The sequence below is a fragment of the Streptomyces sp. NPDC054794 genome (assembly GCF_053611585.1).
The window spans coordinates 127,262-146,289 of the sequence record NZ_JBSHAQ010000024.1 but is presented as its reverse complement, the minus strand read 5'-3'; the positions used below and the strand labels follow the sequence as shown (position 1 = coordinate 146,289).

Sequence of the window (19,028 nt, the reverse complement as noted above, 5' to 3'; positions counted from 1 at the left end):
GCCCCGACCTGAGCCGGTCGGGGCCGCCCCCACACGCTCGGGGAGGTCAGTGGCGGGTGATCGCGTTCGCGCCGGCCTGGGCGAACTTCTCGTCCAGCGCGCCGGACGGAGCGCCCGCGACACCGATGCCCGCGATCGGCGCGGTCCCGTCGGTGACGGGGACGCCGCCCGCGAGAACAGCGTGCCGGGGATGTCCTTCAGGGTCGGGGCCTGCTGCAGACGCTCGACCAGCTGGGAGGTGGGGGCGTTCCAGGAGACCGCGGTGAACGCCTTGCGCTCGGCGGACTCGTAGGACTGCGCTCCGGCACCGTCGCCGCGCAGGGTGACGATCGTGTTGCCGTTGCGGTCGACGACGGCGACGGTGACCCGCTGGTTCTCCTTCTCGGCGGCGTCGAGCGCGGCCTGTGCGGCCTTGGTGGCGGCGTCGACGGTCAGGTGGGTGGAGGTCGTCGTGGCCCGGGCGGAGACCGCGACCGGGGCGGCGGACGCCATGGCGGGCGCGGAGGCGCTCGCGGACACCACGCCGAAGCCCGAGAGGGCGACCGCGGCGAGCACGGCGCCGCCGGGGCGATGCGGGCGCGGCGGGAGAACTTCTTGTGCTGGGGGTTCTTGGCCTTCATGGGTCGGTCGACTCCTCAGGTGGGCGGGGCGGCCCGGTTGCCGCCCCGCTGTGTCCACCCCCGAGGGGTACTCGCCCGGCCGCGCTCCCCGCGGGTCAGCGGTCCGCGTTCGAGGCCGCGTCCCGGTCGGCCGCGGCGGCCGCCGACTCGGCCGCGTTCACCTTCTGCTGCATCTGCGAGTAGCCCGACGGCGTGGCCGCGGGAGTCTTCGACGACGCCCCGTCGTGGCCGGAGCAGCCGACGGCGAGAGCGGCCAGCAGCACCGCCGACACGGCGAGGGCCCGTGCGCGCATCAGCCCGCTGCCTTCCCGCCGTCGTTGTCCTGGCACCACGTCTTGACCTCGGCGAGGTCCTTCTGCCGCTGCTTGAGCATCGGCACCAGGGCCTTGCGGGTCGTCAGCCGGTCCCCGAGAAACGTGGCGATCTCGGTGTGGCCCGCCTTCTTGGCGTTGTCCACGCGGCGCTCCAGCCGGGCCACCGAGCCGCGGGTGCCCGCCCCGGCCTCCAGTCGCTTCAGCGCCCGGTCGATCCTCCGGTCGATCTTCGGCACCCGCTTGCACAGCGCCTTGGCACCGTCGCCGGTCGGTCCCGGGGCGGGGGTGCTGTCGGCCGCGGCCGCGCCCGTGCCGCCCGCGAGCAGCGCGGCCGTGGCGAGCCCGGCCAGCAGGGTGCGGCGCCTTCGCCGGTTGTCCATCACGTGCCTCCGTTTCCGGACGGACCGCTCGGCCGCCCGTCCCGCAGCAGGCTAGGAGCCCTCTTTGGGGAAACTCTGTGACCGGTATGTCCCGGCCGTACCGATCAGCCAGTCGCGGCGGTGCGGCAGTTCCCCCGCTCCGGCCGGCAGCCGTACCTCGAAGCGCGCCCCTGTGCCGCCGGGAGCCCCGCCGACCGTGACGGTGCCCCGGTGCAGCGCGGTCTGCTGGGCCACCAGCGTGAGGCCGAGCCCGGAGCCGGCGCTGGCCGGACCGCGCCGGAACCGCTCGAAGATCCGCTCCCGGTCCTGCTCGGGCACCCCGGGGCCGTCGTCGTCCACGGTGAGTACGATCCACCCCTCGGCGCGCCGTATCCCCACCATCACGCTCACCCGCCCCCGCGCGTCGACGCCATGCGCGACGGCATTGGCCAGCAGGTTGTCCAGCAGCAGCCGCAGTCCCGGTTCCCAGCCGCGCACGGTGATCCCCGGCGGTGCGTCCAGCGCGATCAGCGCGTCGGGTGCGCGGCGTCGGGCATCGGCGACGGCCGTCTCCGCGAGTTCCGTCAGGTCGGCGGTGCGGAACGCGTCCGCCTCCACCAGGTCCCCGCGCCCGAGGTCGCGCAGCATCACCAGCAGGCCCAGCAGCCTGCCGTGCTCGCTCTGGAGGTCGGTGAGGACCTCCGTGCGGTCCGGTTCGGGCAGCCCCGGATGGTCGGCCAGGATGTCCAGGTTGGTGCCCATGCTCATCAGCGGAGTACGCAGTTCGTGGGCGGCGGCCGCGGAGAAGGAGCGGGCCGTCTCCAGCGCCTCGGCGGTTCGGGCGGCCTGTTCGTCGTAGCGGGCCAGCACGGTGCGCACCGTCGCGGCCAGCTCGTCGGCCTCGGTGATGCCGGTCCGCTCCAGCGGCGGGCGCGCCCGGTCGGTGCGCGGGTCGAGTCCGGCGGTGCTGCGGGTCAGCCTGCGCAGTGGCGCGGCGGCGCCGGCGGACATCCCCCAGGCCAGCAGCCCGGACAAGGGGGCCGCCAGCACGGTGGTGACCAGCACCCGGCGCCGGACCAGTCGCAGCTGGCCGCGATCGGCGGTGTCCGGCGCGAATACCCACAGGGTGCCGGCGGCCCGCGGCGTACGCACCGGTCGGGCCAGTGCCCGCCAACTGTCGCCGCCGCCGCGCACGGTGACCGGTACGCCGGTCCGCGCGGGCAGGCGCACGGCGGCATCGGGCTGCGGCCCGCCGCTGAAGGAGCCGTCCGAACCTACAACCCGTACGCCCACGTCGAGCGCCGCGCTGTACAGGGCGCGTTCATGGTTGTCCGCCGCCTTGGGCCGGCCGGCCGCCCCGGCCCGCAGCAGCGCCCGGGCGTCCGGGACGAGGGCCGCCGCCCGTTCCCGCAGATGATCGTCCTCCGCGCGGTGCAGATCGCGGGCGACGAGCTGGAGCAGCAGCCATCCGCAGGCCAGTACCAGCAGCGGTACCGTGCAGCCGACCGCCAGCCCGATCCGGGCCGACAGTCTCACGGCTCCTCCCGCAGGACGAAGCCGACCCCGCGCACGGTCTGGATCAGCCGCGGCGCGCCGTCGGCCTCCAGCTTGCGCCGCAGATAGCTGACGAAGGTGTCGACGGCATCGGTGCGCACGTCGAAGTCGTAGCCCCACACCCGTTCCAGCAACTGGTCGCGGGTGAGGACGAGTCCGGCGTTGCGGGCCAGGACCTCCAGCAACTCGAACTCGCGCCGGGTGAGGTCCAGCGGCCGTCCATCCCGCCGGACCGTGCGGGCGGCGGTGTCGATCAGCAGGTCCGCCACCCGCAGCGCCTGGTCCTCGGCGGCGGGCGGCCGTCGGCGCAGCAGCGCGCGCAGGCGTAGAACCAGTTCTTGCAGGGCGAAGGGCTTGACCAGGTAGTCGTCGCCGCCGGCCTGCAGGCCGGCTATCCGGTCGGCGGTCTCGTCGAGCGCGGAGAGCATGAGCACCGGCAGGTCCCGGCCGTCGGCACGCAGCCGTGCGCACACCTCGATGCCGCTCATGCCGGGCATCGACACGTCGAGGACCAGCACGTCGGGCGGTCCGTCGGCGACGGCGGCCAGCGCGCCGAGCCCGTCGGGCGCGGTGCGGACCGTGAATCCGCTCAGCCGCAGCCCGCGCTCCAACGACCGCCGGATGGCCGCGTCGTCGTCCACGACCAGGACCGTCCCCGGCGGTGCCGTCCCGCCCATGCGTCCCTCCCTCACCCGCTGCCGGCGCCCGGCCGACCGGGGTCCGTCCTCCCGTCCGCCGTCAGCGCCCGGTCAGCGTACGGCCCCTCTCTCCTCCGGCGACCATCGGCACCTTCAGCACCTCGGCACCTCGGCACCTTCGGCGGTGATGACCTTCCGACTGCCGTGCGGCCCGCTCACCCGATACACCTCCGGTCGTCTTTTGGCACGTCGCGACATTCCGTGACGTGCCCCGACGGCGCCGGACCGTGCCAATGGGAAGCAACGCACGGGCGGACCGGCCGCCCGGCGGGTGAAAGGAGGACGGCCATGACCGCCATGACGCACGCACGCAGGATCCTGCTGGTCACCGTCACGAGCATCGCGGCGCTGATCGGCGCCGGATCGGCCTTCGCGGCCACCGGCACCAGTGTGACCCCCGACCCCTCGGGGGCCAGGCTGGGGCACAACAGCTACGTGAGGAGCGTGTTCGGCAATACGGGCTCGCACGCGCTGTACTACTACAACGTGGGCGGGTGATCTCGATGGCGGCGGCTTCCGTGCCGCCCGGCCCCGAGGGGTACGGGTTCGGCAACAGGCTCGCGTTCGGGCGGGACGCGCTGGGTTTTCTGCTCCGGCAGCGGGAGTACGGGGACCTGGTCCGCTTCGACGACAGCCTGTACATGGTCAACTCGCCGGTCCTGGTCGAGCAGGTGCTGAAGAACACGAACGGCACCTACGCCATCACCCGGGACCTGCTGGGCGAGGAGACCGACGGAAGCCGCGCGTCGCAGGACGTGGCCCGGTGGATGCGTGCCCGCAGACTCGCCGGGCGCGGGCTGAACCGCGCCGGTCTGCGGGCAGCCGGGGACGGGATGGCTCGGGTGGTGGCCGGGCACGCCGAGCGCTGGCGGGCCGCCGGGAGCATCGAGGCGATCGGGGCGCTGGAGGAGCTCAGCGCTCGTCTCATCGCCGAGTTCTGTCTGGGGCCCGAGCCCGGCCGGGTGCCCGAACTGGTGGCCGACTTGCAGGACGCCCGGCTGCCCGCCGCCGTCCCGTGGACCGGCCGGACGTCACTCCTGCGCAGGCGACGACTGCGGCGCGCCGGGCGGGAGTTGGTGGCAGAGGTGTCGCGCCTGGTCGCGGCCCGTGGCGCGGAACCGGAAGGTGCGCCCCCAGCGGTCGCCGATCTGCTGATCGAGGCGTGCGCCGACGGTGCGCTCACCTTCGAGGGTGCGGTCAGTGTGATCGTCGCGAACCTGTTCGCCGCGCACGAGACCACCGCCGCCGCGCTGGCCTGGCTGTTCCTGCTGCTGGACCGGCATCCGCAGTTGCACGGGCGGGTGGCGGACGAGGTCGACCGGGAGCTGGCCAGGCGGCTGCCCGGGGCGGCTGATCTGCCGCGCCTGCCGGTCACCGAGGCGGTGGTGAAGGAGACGCTGCGGCTGTATCCGCCGTTGTGGTACCTGGAGCGGACGGTCGAGGAACCGGACGTGCTCGGCGGTGTCCGACTGCGGCCGGGGCAGCGGGTCGCGATCAGCCCCTTCGCACTGCACCGGGATCCGGCGCTCTACGAAGCCCCGTTGGTCTTCGCCCCGGACCGCTGGATCGACCGCGCGGCGACCCCACGGCTGCCCGGCTACACGTACCTCCCCTTCGGCGGCGGGCCGCGCATGTGTCTGGGCGCGCACTTCGGGACGGTCGCCATGGTCATCGCCACCGCGACGGTCCTCGCCCGCTACCGGCTCGCCCCGGCACCGGACCGCACCCCCGTGTTCGACACGCGCACCATCCTGCAGCCCAAGGGGCTGGTCCTCGACATCACGGACCGCGAACCCGCGCCCGCTGCGTGCGGAGCACGGACGAACGGGCACGACGAGCGGCGTTAGACCGAAGACAACGCCGCGCACCGCCGACAGGTCATGCCGGTGAACCCGCTGCTCAAGGAGCGCGAGGTCGAGCACTGCCTGGCGGACTCGGGGGCGCGGCTGCTGGTGGACTCGGCGACGGGCCTGGACGGGCACGAGACTCTCGCGGAGACCGCCGATCGCGACCCGGGCGACACGGCCGTCATCATTTACACCTCCGGCACGACCGGCCGCCCGAAGGGGGCCGAACTCACCCACCACAACCTGCTGCACAACGTGGAGGCGACCAACTCCTCGCTGCTGCGGCTGACTCCGGACGACGTCGTCTTCGGCGGGCTGCCCCTCTTCCACTCCTTCGGCCAGACGTGTGCCCTCAACTGCGCGGTGGCGGCCGGGGCGTGCCTGACCCTGTTGCCGCGCTTCGACGCGGGCCGGGCACTGGAGATGCTGCTCCGGGACGACGTCACGATCTTCGAGGGCGTCCCCACGATGTTCGGGGCGCTGCTCGCCCACCCGGCTCTGACGGACGCGCACCGAGGGCGGCTGCGGCTGGCCGCGTCCGGTGGCGCGGCGCTGCCGGTGGAGATCCTGCACGCCTTCGAGGAGGCCTTCGGCTGCCCGTTGCTGGAGGGCTACGGCCTGTCCGAGACCTCCCCGGTCGCCTGCTTGAACCGCCCCGAGGGGCGGCGCCGTGCGGGCACCGTCGGGCTGCCGATCGACGGCGTACGCGTCCGTGTGCAGGACGACGAGTGGCGCGAGCTGCCCGACGGGACCGCCGGCGAGATCGCCATCAGCGGCCACAAGTGATGAAGGGCTATTCCGTGCGGCTGGACCTTCTACCCGTTCCTCATCAACTGCGGCGACGACCCGCAGGGTGAGATGCTCCAGCACTGGTTGGGCGGCGCCAACGTCAACCCGCCCGCCGACACCCGGACCGGCACACTGACCGAGCACGACCAGGACCGGTACACGCCGGGCGGCTGGGCCCAGTGGTACAGCATGGGGAGCGAGAGCTACCTCTACACGCCGTCCTCCTGCGCGGCGGGCGAGGCGTGCAAGCTGGTCGTCGCCCTGCACGTCCGCCTCAGCGACAACACGTTCGTCGGTTCCCGCTTCGCCCGTGAGTCCCACCTCAACGAGTACGCGGACACCAACCACCTGGTGATCGTCTACCCGCAGACCGACATCCGCCTGGTGCGCCTGAACCCCCAGGGCTGCTGGGACTGGTGGGGCTACACCGGCAGCGACTACGCCCAGAAGTCGGCACCGCAGATACGCACCATCATGAACGAGGCGCACGCCCTCGGCGGTTGATCGGGGCGGCCGGCTCCTGCGGGCCGCGGGCCTGGCAACTGCCGCCGGGCCGGGGCGTGTTCGGGCTCGGGTTCGCGGAGTCAGGGGCCGCCGCGACACCGAAACCGGTCCCGACACCGCTCCCGGTCCCGGCCCCGGCTCGTACGGCCCGGACTCCTTGACCGCCGCCGCACGGTCGCCCTGCGCCGCGCGGTCGCCCCGCGCCGGGCGGTCGCACGACACCACCGGGACGCGGGGCCGGTCGCGTCGGCGTCGGCCTCCGCGCGCACGCGCCCGCTCGCGCACCGTCTCCCGGCTGATCGCGAGCTCCCCGCTCACGCCGTCGTACTCACTCGTCCGGTCCGCGCCCCGACGGGCCCGCCGGACGAGTCGCAGCCTGTGGGAGACCGCACGATAATGAAGGGGCGTCGCTCGACAGGCAGGTCACAACGTGCACGAATCCGGCAGCAGCGCTTCGACGGCCGGCCGGGACACAGCGGCGGTGGTGATCGACCGCCGGGGCGTGGTGGTCTTCAGTACCCCCGCGGCGGCGGCCGACCTGCGCTGTTCGCCAGGTCAGGTGTGCCCCGCCCTCGCAGAACTCGTCCGGCACGGCAGCGGCGTGCGCGAAGCCGTACTGAGCGGGCAGACGCCGGGTGCGGCACACGAACGACGGTGTGTGGTCCTGCCGCTCCTCGATGCGGCCGAGGCCCACGGCGACAGCGAGCACTGGCTGGTCGTCCTCTCTCCGCACACACCTGCGCGAGGCCCACGGCGGGACTACGCGGAACTCGCGCACGAAGCCGCGACGAGCCTCGGCGATTCGCTCGATGTGACGGAGATCGGCCAGTCGCTGGTGAACCTCCTCGTCCCGGGCTTCGCCGACCTCGCCACCGTCGACCTCTCCGAAGTCGTCCTGGTGGGTGACGAACCCCCGCCGCTCCATGCCGGCAGCGACGTACGTCTGCTCAGGGTCGCCGCCGCGCAGAGCCCCGGTGTCTCCGCGGAGTATCTGCTGCCGACGGGAGAGACGGTCCCGCCGGTCCCCGAGAGCACGATCATGAGCCCCTTGACGCGAGGGCGTGCGTTGATCGCGTCCGACATGGCGGCCCTGCGGGCCGGACTCGGGGTCGATGCCGCGACCCTGCGCACCCTGGTTCCCGAGGACGCGCACGCGTCGGTCGCGGTGCCCCTCTACGCACGCGGCCACGTCCTGGGCTGCCTGACCGTCTGGCGTGGGCAGATCTCCGAGCCTTTCGGCGAGGACGATGCCGCGTTGTTGGAGGACATCGCCTCCCACGCGGCCCTCAGGGTCGACAACGCGCGCCGCTACCTGCGTGAACACCGCTCCGCCGTCATCCTCCAGCGCAGTCTGCTGCCTCAGGCGTCCCTGAGCCTGCCCGCCGGCGACACCTGTGGTGTCTACCAGCCGGCAACAGGAGACGCGGGCGTCGGCGGCGACTGGTTCGACGTCGTGCAGCTCCCCTCGCTGCGGCTGGGGCTGGTGGTGGGGGACGTGGTCGGTCACGGGCTCCACGCGACCGCCGCCATGGCTCGCCTCCGTACGGCGGTGCAGGCGCTGGCCGATCTGGACCTCCAGCCGGACGAGTTGCTCGCCCACCTCGACGATCTGGTGCTCGGACTCACCGCCGAGGCGGAGACCGGGCACACCGGCTCCGCCCTCCTCGGGGCGACGTGTCTGTACGCCGTCTACGACCCGGTGGCGGGTACGTGTTCCTTCTCCAGCGCCGGGCACCTGTCTCCGGCGGTGACGCAGCCCGACTCGGGCCCCGCGTTCCCCGACATCAAACCGGGGCCTCCGCTCGGGGTCGGTGGAGCGGCCTTCGTGGTGACCGACCTCGACGTGCCGGCCGGCTCGTTGCTCGCGCTGTTCACGGACGGCCTCGTCAAGACCGGCGCCAGCGGGATCGACGGGGGGATGAGGCGCCTTCTCGAGTGTCTCTCCCACGTCGGACGCCGGTCCCTGGAGGATGCGAGCCTCGACCTGTTCGCCGAACTGGTGGCTCCCACCCCGCCCGACGATGTGGCGCTTCTCCTGGCCAGAACGCGCCGCATTCCGGCACGGGACATCGCCGACTGCCGGCTGCCCGCCGACCTGTCCCAGGTGGCCACGGCGCGGGAGTTCGTCGAGAGGCAGCTCGCGCAATGGGGGCTGGACGACCTGGCCTTCGCCACCGAGCTCATCGTCAGTGAGCTGGTCACCAACGCCATCCGCTACGCGGGCGGCCCCGTTGGCGTGCGCCTGGTCCGGGACCGCGTCCTGGTCATCGAGGTGAGCGACCCGGGTGTCACCCGGCCTCGGGTGCGCCGAGCCCGGGACACGGACGAGGGAGGACGCGGCCTGTTTCTCGTCTCCGAGCTCGCGGACCGGTGGGGCAGCCGCTTCACGGGCAGCGGCAAGACCATCTGGGCGGAGCAGACGGTTCAGCCCGTCCGCGTCTGACCAGGGCGGACGGTGAGTCGCCGCCGCCCCTGCGCCGGGCAGGCCGACGTCAGCCCCGCGTGACGTTCGTCGCGATCAGGCGGAGCAGCTGCTTCGCGGTGGCGTCCTCGGCCGGGGTCAGGTTCATCGCGTCCCCGATGGCGAGCGGGACGGTTCGGGCCTTCTCCCGTAGGCGCGCACCCGCCTCGGTGAGGTGGATGTCGACGGAGCGCTCGTCGTCCGTACGCCGCTCACGCAGGACCAGGCCCTTCGCTTCGAGGCGCTTGAGGAGGGGGGACAGCGTGCTGGACTCCAGCTGGAGCGCGGCGCCCAAGTCACCCACGGAGACGGGGTCCTTCTCCCAGAGGGCGAGCATCACCAGGTACTGCGGGTAGGTCAGTCCGAGCTCGTCCAGCAGCGGCCGATAGCGCACCGTGACCGCGCGCGAGGCCGCGTACAGGGCGAAGCAGAGCTGGTCCTCCAGCAGGAGCGAGCCAGGCTCCGACCGAACCGGCTTCGACTCTCCGGTCGCCGCTTTGTCCATGGGACCCCATCCTCTGTTTCCGCTGTTCCGCCTGCCGGATCCCCCGACTCTCTCACTCTACAGATAGAAGCGTGCACGACCATAGCGCGCTCACTTAAGTTGTGCACGACTAAATAGTTCGCTACTTTCTGGGTGTGCCCGCCGGACGGCGACACAGCGGCTCTCGGAGCCCGTCGGCACCCGATGCCGCACACCCTTGATCACCTGAAGGAGTTCGACATGACCGAGACCAGCGCCCGGCCGATCCTGGAACCCGCGGCGGCAGCCTTCGCCGAGGCCACCGCCAACCCGCCGTTCCTCTTCGAGCTCACCCCGGCCGAGGGCCGCAGGGCCGTCGACGAGGTGCAGTCCGGCTCCGTCGACAAGCCCGCCGTGCACGAGGAGTGGGTGACCGTCCCCGGCGGCCCCACCGGCGAGGTCCGCGCCAGGATCGTCAAGCCCGCCGGCGCCACCGGCACCCTGCCGGTCGTCCTCTACATCCACGGCGCGGGCTGGGTGTTCGGCAACGCCCACACCCACGACCGACTGGTGCGCGAACTCGCCGTCGGCGCGCACGCCGCCGTCGTCTTCCCCGAGTACGACCTCTCGCCCGAGGCCCGCTACCCGGTCGCCATCGAGCAGAACTACGCCGTGGCCCGCTGGATCGTCACCAAGGGTGCCACCAAGAACCTCGACGGCACCCGGATCGCGGTGGCCGGCGACTCCGTCGGCGGCAACATGGCCGCCGCGCTGACCCTGATGGCCAAGGAACGCGGCAATGTCCCCCTGGTCCAGCAGGTGTTGCTCTACCCGGTCACCGACGCGGCGTTCGACACCGGCTCCTACCACCAGTTCGCCGAGGGCTACTTCCTGCGCCGGGACGCGATGCAGTGGTTCTGGGACCAGTACACGACGGACGAGGCAGAGCGCGCCCAGATCACCGCCTCCCCGCTGCGCGCCACCACCGACCAGCTCACCGGCCTGCCCCCGGCCCTCGTCATCACTGCCGAGGCGGACGTGCTGCGCGACGAGGGCGAGGCGTACGCCAACAAGCTGCGCGCCGCCGGTGTGCCCGTGACTTCGGTCCGTTACCAGGGGGCCATCCACGACTTCGTGATGCTCAACGCGCTGCGCGAGACGCACGCCGCCGAGGCCGCCATCAACCAGGCGATCCGCACGCTGCGCACCGCGCTCGGCACCGCCTGATCCGCACCCCGAGGGGCCGCTCCGGCACCGCATCGACACACGGCCGGGGCGCCGGAGCGGCCCGCCCGGAAGGTTGCGAAGGGGGAGGCGCTCATCCCCGCGCGGGCCACAACAACCCCGCGCTCACAGGTCATTCGGGAAAGCGGTTACCCTCACGGCCCCTCTCCCCGACGGGTTTCGGCAGCACTTCAAACGTTGCGTCCCGTCCCTTGACGACCCATGCCAACCCTCGTAGTTTTCCATCGCATTCCCATATTGAAACGATTCAATCCTCTCCGCTTCCCCGCCTGCACAGCCAAGCCGTCCTGCTTCGCCCGACCTGTGTGAAGGAGTACTTCGTGGCCAGACAGAACACTCCCCCCGACCCGGACTCGCCCGCCGCCCACGACCAACCGCCGCTCAGCCGACGTCACTTCCTCGGAACGGGGTCGGCGCTGGCCGTCGGCGCGCTCGCCATGGGAGCCGTCGGTGCGCTCGCCGACCGCGCACAGGCCGTCCCCGGCACGCCGCGCGTGAAGGCCCTCGACCTCTCCGCGGCCCACTGGATCTGGTACCCGGAAGGGAATCCGCGCGCCGACGCCCCCGCCGGATTCCGGTACTTCCGCAAGAAGTTCAACGTCCCCGACGGCGAGGTGACCGAGGCGGCTCTCGTCGTCACGGGCGACGACACGGTCGACGTATGGCTCAACGGGAAGCCCCTGGCGGGATCCCCCCGGGTCGCCAACTCCTGGCGCAGCGCCCTGTATGTGGACTTGAGGCCCGCACTGACGTCGGGCGCCAACATCATCGCCGTGGCGTGCCGGAACCAGGGCGGCCCCGCCGGGGTCCTCGGGCAACTGCGGGTCCGTACCGCCGGCGGAACGTCCGACGTCATCACCGACGGTGGCTGGTCGGCGGGCGAGGACGCGCCCGAAGGGTGGGAGCAGCCCGACTTCGGCGACGGGGGCTGGCCGGCCGCCCGGGACCTCGGCGCCTACGGAACCGCGCCCTGGTACACCGCCGTCGCCGCTCCCGACCTCGCAGCCGCGTCGCCGCTGAGCGTGGCCGACTGCACCGTGGAGCACCACACCGACCCCCTCGGGATCGACGCCGCGCGACCCCGGTTCGGCTGGACGCTCGACTCGTCGGCGCCACAACAGCGGCAGGCCGGATACCAGATCCAGGTCTCCTCCACGGCCCCCGGCACCGGCGACCTGTGGGACAGCGGCCGTGTCCCGTCCGACCGGCAGATCGACATCGCCTACGCCGGCCGGGGTCTGACGAGCCTGACGCGCTACTTCTGGCGGGTGCGCGTCTGGGACACCCAGGGCCGGGCGGGTTCGTGGAGCGAACCGCGGTGGTTCGAGACCGGGCTGCTCGCGGCGGACGACGAGTGGCGCGCGAAGTTCATCGGCCAGCCATCGGTCCCCGACCTGTCCGGGGCCAAGTGGATCTGGTACCCCGAGGGTGATCCCGGGGCGGGGCGCCCCGTCGAGACCCGCTGCTTCCGGCGCACCTTCACGCTGACGAGCGCGCCGTCCGGCGCGACCCTGATCGTCACCGGGGACGACACCGCGGACGTCTGGGTCAACGGAACCCTGGTCAGCGCCTCGCCACGGGTGACCGACTCCTGGAAGAACGCCGCTCTGGTCGATGTCACCGCCCAGCTGACGAGCGGCACCAACACGATCGCGGTCGCGAGCCGGAACACGACCCAGTCCCCGGCCGGAACCATCGCCAAGCTCACGGTGACCGGCGGACCGACCATCGTCACCGACGCGTCGTGGAAGTCGTACCAGAATCCGCCGTCCGACTGGCAATCCCCCGGATACGACGACAGCGCCTGGCCCGCGGCACTCGCGATCGCGGCGTACGGCAGTGGCCCCTGGGGATCCGACGTGCGGGTCGTGAAGCCCGCGCCGCTCCTGCGCAAGCGCTTCACCGTGACCAAGCGGGTGGCCTCCGCCCGCCTGCTGACCACCGCGCTGGGGCTGCACGAGACCCGGCTCAACGGCGCGCGGGTCGGCGACGACGTGCTCGCTCCCGGGTGGACCGACTACGTCAAGCGCCTGCAGTACAAGGTCTACGACGTCACCGAACGCATCCGCCAGGGCACGAACGCGCTCGGTGCCTGGCTGGGCAACGGCTGGTACTCCGGCAGCCTGGGCTTCGCGGGCAGCCAGCGGTACGGCGCACAACCGTGGTACTCCGCGCGGTTGCTCATCACGTTCACCGACGGCACCACCCAACTGGTCCTGACGGACGACAGTTGGAAGGTCGCTACGGGTGCGATCAGGGCCGACGATCTATATCACGGCGAAACGTACGACGCGCGCCTGCACATCGGCGGCTGGGACGGCGCCGACTTCGACGACGGCGGGTGGGCCGCCGCGGCCGTCCACGACGGGGCCGTGCCCCACCTGGTCGCCCAGGTCGACAACGGCGTCACCGTCCAGCACGAGTTCCGCCCCGTGTCGATCACCCAGCCACAACCGGGCGTGTTCATCCTTGACTTGGGGCAGAACTTCACCGGCTGGAACCGCCTCGCGCTCAGGGGCGACGCGGGCACCACCGTCACCATGCGGCACGGCGAGGTCCTCAATCCCGACGGCACGCTCTACACCACCAACCTGCGCGCCGCCCAGGCCACCGACCGCTTCACCCTCGCCGGCACCGGGGGCACCGAGACGTACGAGCCCCGGTTCACCGTGCACGGCTACCGCTACGTCGAACTCACCGGCCTGCCCACCGACTTCACACCGGACAACCACACCGTCACCGGTCGCGCGGCGTGGAGCGACGCCGGGCAGCCGGGCACGTTCACCACCTCGGATCCGCTGGTCAACCAGCTCCAGCACAACATCGTGTGGGGCGAACGCGGCAACATGCTCTCGATCCCGACGGACTGCCCCCAACGGGACGAGCGCCTGGGCTGGACGGGCGACATCGCCGCCTTCTGTGCCACGTCCACCTTCAACCTGGACACCCACGCCTTCCTCGCCAAGTTCGCCGACGACCTGACGGACGCCCAACGGGCCGACGGCGCCTTCACCGACGTCGCGCCCGCGGTGATCAACGGTGCAGGCACGGCCGGTTGGGGGGACGCGGGCACGATCATCCCCTACACGCTCTGGCAGCGGTTCGGTGACGTCGCCGTCGTCGACCAGCACTTCCCGGCCATGGCGAAGTGGGTCGACTATCTGCGCGGCACGGCCGGGAGCGACCTGATACGCAACCAGCAGACCTACGGCGACTGGCTCAACGTCAACGACAACACGGCCCAGGACCTCATCTGCACGGCCTACTTCGCCCGGTCGGCACGGCTGGTCGCGCGTATGGCGGCGGCCACCGGCCGGGCGGCCGAGGCAACCTCGTACGGACGGCTCGCCGACCAGGTGGCAGCGGCCTTCACCGCCCGCTTCGTCACGGCCGACGGCACCGTGCGCGGCAACACCCAGACCGGCTATGTCCTGGCCCTGGCCTTCGAGTTGCTGCCCGCCTCCCTGGTCCAGCCGGCCGCGGACAAGCTGGCCGCCAAGGTCGCCGCGACGAGCGGGCACCTCAGCGTGGGATTCCTCGGCGTCGAGAACCTGCTGCCCGTCCTAGTGAACCACGGGCACGTGGACACCGCTTACCAGATCCTGCTGCAACGTGGCTTCCCCGGCTGGGGCTACATGATCGACCACGGTGCCACCACGATCTGGGAGCGCTGGGACGGCATCCGTACCGACGGCTCGTTCAACGACCCCGGCATGAACTCGTTCAACCACTACGGTCTCGGCTCGGTCGGCGACTTCCTGTACCGGCACGTCGGCGGGCTCGGACACGCGAGCCCCGGCTACGCCTCCCTGCGCATCGCACCGCGCCCCGGCGGGGGTCTGACCTCTGCGGGCAGCACGTATGCGACGCCGTTCGGCAGCGCCGGGAGCAGCTGGTCGGTCTCCGCCGGACAACTGACGCTGCGTGTCACCGTGCCCGTCAACACCTCTGCCGCCGTCACCGTCCCCACCTCACGGCCGCAGTCGATCGTCGCCCCCGCCCAGGCAGTCCCCGCGGGCCCGGCGACCTACCACTTGCCGGCCGGCAGCTACACCTTCACCGCGGCAAGCTGACGCGGCACCTGGGCAGGCGCGGGGCCGGGGCGGGGGCGGGGCAGGCGCGCCGTCCCCGCGTCGGCAACGGTCGGTTCCTGAGCCGACTCGGCCGGAAACCAGGCAGCGGCAGAATCAGCGCGTCGAGACAATCCGCGCAAGCAGGTCCGACTGGCGTTCCTCGGCTGAGCGGCGAGGCCACGGGAGGCCCGGGCGGTGCGCCCCGTGCTAGTCTCGGACGTTTGCAGCGTCGCTGTGTCGGTGCCCGGTTCGCGGTCCCTGGCCGGTGGCCGCGTCCCCGCCGCGCCTTCCTCGGTACGGTCCCTTCGGAGGAAGGCTTTCTGTGAGCGAATCAGCACGTGCCGATGCCCGGCAGCAGGATCAGGTGTTCGAGGCGTCGGGCGCCACTGCGGCTCTGCCCCCGGCGGCGTCCTTCGCGCAGCTGGGGCTGCCGACCGAGGTTCTGCGCGTGCTCGACGAGCACGGTGTGACGGTGCCCTTCCCCATCCAGGCGGCGGCGCTGCCGGACGCGCTCGCCGGGCGGGACGTCCTGGGCCGGGGCCGCACCGGATCCGGCAAGACGCTCGCCTTCGGTCTGGGGATGCTCGCCCGGACGGCCGGGCGGCGCGCGCAGCCCAAAGAGCCGCTGGCGCTCGTCCTGGTGCCCACCAGGGAGCTGGCGCAGCAGGTCGCTGAGGCGCTCACCCCGTACGCCGAGGCACTGCGGCTGCGGCTCGCAACCGTGGTGGGCGGAGTGTCCATCGGACGGCAGGCCTCCGTGCTGCGGGACGGCGCCGAGATCGTCGTCGCCACGCCCGGTCGGCTGCACGACCTCATCGAGCGCAAGGGCTGCCGACTGGGACGCGTGCGCATCACGGTCCTGGACGAGGCCGACCAGATGTGTGACATGGGGTTCCTGCCGCAGGTCACCGAAGCCCTGAACCAGGTGCGTCCCGACGGGCAGCGCATGCTGTTCTCCGCCACCCTCGACCGCGATGTCGACCAGCTGGTGCAGGACTACCTGCGCGATCCCGCCGTCCATTCCGTGGACCCCTCGTCCAGCGTGGTCTCCGCGATCGATCACCACGTCTTCGTCGTGCACGGCCCGGACAGGTACGCCGTGACCACCGAGATCGCCGCCCGGGACGGCCGCGTCCTGCTGTTCCTGGACACCAAGCACAGCGTCGACCAGCTCACGCGGCATCTGCGGTCCAGCGGCGTGGCCGCCGCAGCCCTGCACAGCGGGAAGTCCCAGCCGCAGCGCACCCGGACCCTGGCCCAGTTCAAGAACGGGCAGGTCACCTCGCTGGTCGCGACGAACGTCGCCGCGCGCGGCCTGCACGTCGACGACCTCGACCTCGTGGTCAACGTCGACCCGGCCACCGACCCGAAGGACTATCTGCACCGAGCGGGCCGCACGGCCCGGGCCGGCCGCTCCGGCACCGTCGTGACACTCGTCCTGTCGGGACAGCGCCGCGAGACGAGCCAGGTCATGGCGGACGCCGGCGTCGCCCCCAAGGTCACCAAGGTGCGGTCCGGCGAGGCGGAGCTGAGCCGGATCACCGGCGCCAGGGCCCCCTCCGGAAAGCCCCTCGACGGCGGGCCGGCCGTACCGCGCCCCAAGAACCACAACGTCCCGTTCCGCGGCCTGGGCAGCACCAAGGATGCGAAGGGCGGCTCCGGTGGCAGGCCGTCCCGCAAGAGCAGCGAGGCCCGCAAGCTCGCGGAGGCCCGCGAGGCGGCCCGGGTGCGGCGCGGCGGCTGAGCCGGGCCTCCCGGACTGACGGGCGTTGTCCTCACTACGTTGCTGGACGGACACCTGGGAACGGAGATCGGCCGACAGAGAACGGCGCGGACCCGCCACGGCAGATCGGTGACCACACCGTCGAGCGAGAGCCGAGCTGGGGCGGCATGGGGACGGTCTGCCTCGCCTGGTCACGGGGCGGTCGGGCTCACGGAGCCGATCAAGCGACAAAGCCATATGAATGAACGGCAGTCGATGGCTCTCGGGGCAGCGTGATTTCTTCAACGCAACGCGGAATATCGCTCCGTTTGGTGCGGCGAAGCGTGCGCGGATTGGTCGGCGAGCGCTTGCCCTGGCATCATGAGTAAACGGAACCTGTCTCCGATATCAAGTCGAAACGGCGTTCCGATGAGCGGGCTCGGCGGTGGAGGGAACGGCGCGGTGAAGGACGGCGACGAGGGCGCGGGACGCGCGGCCCGGTCCAAACGGGCGGACGCCCGGCGCAACGAGGAGACCCTGCTCGACGCGGCCGCCGCGGTCTTCGTCGCGTCGGGCGTGGAAGCGCCGGTGCGTGACATCGCGGCCAAGGCCGGCGTCGGGATGGGAACCATCTACCGCCACTTCCCGACCCGGGCGGATCTCATCATCGCCGTCTACCGGCACCAGATCGAGGCCTGCGCGGAGGCCGGTCCGGCCCTGCTGGCGAGCTGTCCGACGCCGCACGCCGCGCTGGGCCGATGGATCAACCTGTTCGTCGATTTCCTGGTGACCAAGCACGGACTCGCCTCCGTACTCCGGTCCGACGACGCGAGCTTCGAGACGCTGCACACCTGCTTCATCGACCGCCTCGTTCCCGTGTGCACCCAGTTGCTCGAAGCCGCGAGCGCCGCCGGCGAGATCCGCTCCGACGTGGACGCGTACGAGCTGATGCGCGGTGTCGGGAACCTCTGCATCGGCGCCGACCACGATGCCCGCTACGACGCGCGCCGCATGGTCGAGCTCCTCGTCGCGGGACTGGGCCGACCGCGCTAGCCGTGGGCGGCCGGGCGGCTGATATCAGCCACGAGCACAGCACCATCCCTGGCCTGACTCGGCCACGGATTCGCCATTTGTTACGACAACATCTTGACGTGTCACACTACTCACGCTTTGCTATCGGCCACTCAGGACGCAAGGTTGCTCCCTGGCTCGGAAGGCCCCGTGAAGTGAACACTCGTACCAGCCGTAAGTCCGCTGTGCGCCAGACCTCCACAGCTCTGGCCGCCATCTCGTCCGCACTCTCGCTCGCAGCGTGCGGCGTCATCGGCGGAGACGGCGTAGGCAGCGGTTCCGCGTCCCCGAGGCGCGACGACATCAAGGTGGGGCTGCTCCTGCCCGACCGGGACACGGCGCGCTTCGAGAAGTTCGACTACCCCATCATCAAGAAGCAAGTCGACTCGCTCACGCACGGCAAGGGCAAGGTCGTCTACGCCAACGCCGAGGCGAGCGTGGAGAAGCAGAGCCAGCAGTTCCAGCGTCTGGTGGAGCAGAAGGTGGACATCATCCTGGTGGACGCCGTCGACGCCAAGCGCATCGCGCCGGACGTGCGGAAGTCGAAGGACGCGGGCATACCCGTCATCGCGTACGACCGCCTGGCGGAGGGCCCGATCGACGCGTACATCTCCCACGACAACGAACTCGTCGGCCAGGTACAGGGCCGCGCGATCGTCGAGGCGCTCGACGGGAAGGGGTCGAACAGCAAGGTCGTCATGATGAACGGCGATCCCGCCGACCCGAACACAGCGCGGTTCAAGGAGGGCGCGCTCGGCGAACTCGACGGCAAGGTCGACATCGTCAAGCAGTACGACACCGACAAGTGGTCGCCCGCGGTCGCCAAGGCGCACATGAAAGAAGCGATCCAGTCGGTGGGCCTGACCGACATAGCCGCCGTGTACTCGGCGAACGACGGCATGGCGGGTGCCGCCATCGACGCGCTCAAGGAGGCGGGCGCGAGCAAGATCCCGCCGGTCACCGGGCAGGACGCGAACCTGGACGCGGTGCAGCGGATCGTCGCCGGTCAGCAGTACATGACCGTGTACAAGTCGTTCCTGGAGGAGGCCACCAACGCCGCGGAGATGGCGGTGAACAAGGTCCAGGGCCGTGACATCGCCTTCGACGCGCTCACCCGTGACAAGGTCGACAGCCCGACGCAGAAGGACATCCCCGCGATGCTGGTGCCGGTCGTCTCCCTCACGAAGAACAACATCAAGGACACGGTGATCACGGACGGCGTCTACACCGTCCGGCAGATCTGCACCCAGACCTACGCGGCGGACTGCGCGGCCATCGGGCTGAAGTAGCCCCGCACTTGTGAACAGGGGCCGGGGCACGGCCCTCGC

15 protein-coding genes and 1 pseudogene are annotated in these 19,028 nt (G+C 71.7%); 10 read left to right on the top strand and 6 right to left on the bottom strand.

Annotated features, from left to right (window positions below; translation table 11 throughout):
- Positions 1–46: 46 nt before the first annotated feature.
- The 5 genes and pseudogenes from ACWGKT_RS25385 to ACWGKT_RS25365 all read right to left on the bottom strand — a co-directional run bounded on the left by ACWGKT_RS25385 (position 47) and on the right by ACWGKT_RS25365 (position 3,524).
- Positions 47–492, bottom strand: a pseudogene (locus tag ACWGKT_RS25385) (GlcG/HbpS family heme-binding protein).
- A gap of 223 nt (positions 493–715) precedes the next feature.
- Complete coding sequence (locus ACWGKT_RS25380) at positions 716–913, bottom strand: hypothetical protein (protein WP_453275504.1); 198 nt, start codon at positions 911–913, stop codon at positions 716–718.
- Positions 913–1,314 (bottom strand): hypothetical protein, encoded by a 402-nt coding sequence (locus tag ACWGKT_RS25375; protein WP_235454139.1) that lies wholly within the window; start codon positions 1,312–1,314, stop codon positions 913–915. Before ACWGKT_RS25375 ends, ACWGKT_RS25380 begins: the two co-directional genes overlap by 1 nt.
- 51 nt (positions 1,315–1,365) lie before the next feature.
- A complete protein-coding gene (locus tag ACWGKT_RS25370) occupies positions 1,366–2,829 on the bottom strand; it encodes an ATP-binding protein (RefSeq protein WP_453275503.1) in 1,464 nt (487 codons plus the stop codon).
- Entirely contained in the window at positions 2,826–3,524 is a 699-nt protein-coding gene (locus ACWGKT_RS25365) for a response regulator transcription factor (protein WP_453275502.1), read from the bottom strand. Before ACWGKT_RS25365 ends, ACWGKT_RS25370 begins: the two co-directional genes overlap by 4 nt.
- Before the next feature lie 309 nt (positions 3,525–3,833).
- Here ACWGKT_RS25365 and ACWGKT_RS25360 point away from each other — a divergent pair, with 309 nt between their 5' ends.
- The 5 genes from ACWGKT_RS25360 (at position 3,834) to ACWGKT_RS25340 (ending at position 9,128) form a co-directional block, all read left to right on the top strand.
- Positions 3,834–4,043 carry a hypothetical protein gene (locus ACWGKT_RS25360; protein ID WP_453275501.1) on the top strand — a complete coding sequence of 70 codons (210 nt, stop codon included), beginning with the start codon at positions 3,834–3,836 and terminating at the stop codon, positions 4,041–4,043.
- A gap of 5 nt (positions 4,044–4,048) precedes the next feature.
- Positions 4,049–5,392 (top strand): cytochrome P450, encoded by a 1,344-nt coding sequence (locus tag ACWGKT_RS25355; RefSeq protein WP_453275500.1) that lies wholly within the window; start codon positions 4,049–4,051, stop codon positions 5,390–5,392.
- 39 nt (positions 5,393–5,431) lie between these two features.
- Positions 5,432–6,178, top strand: coding sequence for an AMP-binding protein (locus tag ACWGKT_RS25350; protein WP_453275499.1), 747 nt, complete (start codon positions 5,432–5,434; stop codon positions 6,176–6,178).
- A 72-nt stretch (positions 6,179–6,250) separates the two neighbouring features.
- The gene (locus ACWGKT_RS25345; RefSeq protein WP_453275498.1) at positions 6,251–6,685 is read left to right on the top strand and encodes a hypothetical protein; all 435 of its coding nucleotides are present in this window, start codon (positions 6,251–6,253) and stop codon (positions 6,683–6,685) included.
- A gap of 430 nt (positions 6,686–7,115) precedes the next feature.
- Positions 7,116–9,128, top strand: a complete 2,013-nt coding sequence (locus tag ACWGKT_RS25340; RefSeq protein WP_453275497.1) for an ATP-binding SpoIIE family protein phosphatase — start codon at positions 7,116–7,118, stop codon at positions 9,126–9,128.
- A 49-nt stretch (positions 9,129–9,177) separates the two neighbouring features.
- Here the strand turns inward: ACWGKT_RS25340 and ACWGKT_RS25335 are convergent, their stop codons facing one another.
- On the bottom strand, positions 9,178–9,651 hold the full coding sequence (locus ACWGKT_RS25335; protein WP_453275496.1) for a MarR family winged helix-turn-helix transcriptional regulator: 474 nt from the start codon (positions 9,649–9,651) through the stop codon (positions 9,178–9,180).
- Positions 9,652–9,870: 219 nt separating this feature from the next.
- On the opposite strand from ACWGKT_RS25335, the gene ACWGKT_RS25330 reads away from it, so the two are divergent.
- From ACWGKT_RS25330 to ACWGKT_RS25310, 5 genes are all read left to right on the top strand, one after another.
- A complete protein-coding gene (locus ACWGKT_RS25330; RefSeq protein WP_453275495.1) occupies positions 9,871–10,836 on the top strand; it encodes an alpha/beta hydrolase in 966 nt (321 codons plus the stop codon).
- 338 nt (positions 10,837–11,174) lie between these two features.
- Positions 11,175–14,927 (top strand): family 78 glycoside hydrolase catalytic domain, encoded by a 3,753-nt coding sequence (locus ACWGKT_RS25325; RefSeq protein WP_453275494.1) that lies wholly within the window; start codon positions 11,175–11,177, stop codon positions 14,925–14,927.
- 322 nt (positions 14,928–15,249) lie between these two features.
- On the top strand, positions 15,250–16,671 hold the full coding sequence (locus ACWGKT_RS25320; RefSeq protein WP_453275493.1) for a DEAD/DEAH box helicase: 1,422 nt from the start codon (positions 15,250–15,252) through the stop codon (positions 16,669–16,671).
- 387 nt (positions 16,672–17,058) lie between these two features.
- The gene (locus ACWGKT_RS25315) at positions 17,059–17,682 is read left to right on the top strand and encodes a TetR/AcrR family transcriptional regulator (RefSeq protein ID WP_453275492.1); all 624 of its coding nucleotides are present in this window, start codon (positions 17,059–17,061) and stop codon (positions 17,680–17,682) included.
- 173 nt (positions 17,683–17,855) lie between these two features.
- Complete coding sequence (locus ACWGKT_RS25310; RefSeq protein ID WP_453275491.1) at positions 17,856–18,989, top strand: sugar ABC transporter substrate-binding protein; 1,134 nt, start codon at positions 17,856–17,858, stop codon at positions 18,987–18,989.
- Positions 18,990–19,028: the final 39 nt, after the last annotated feature.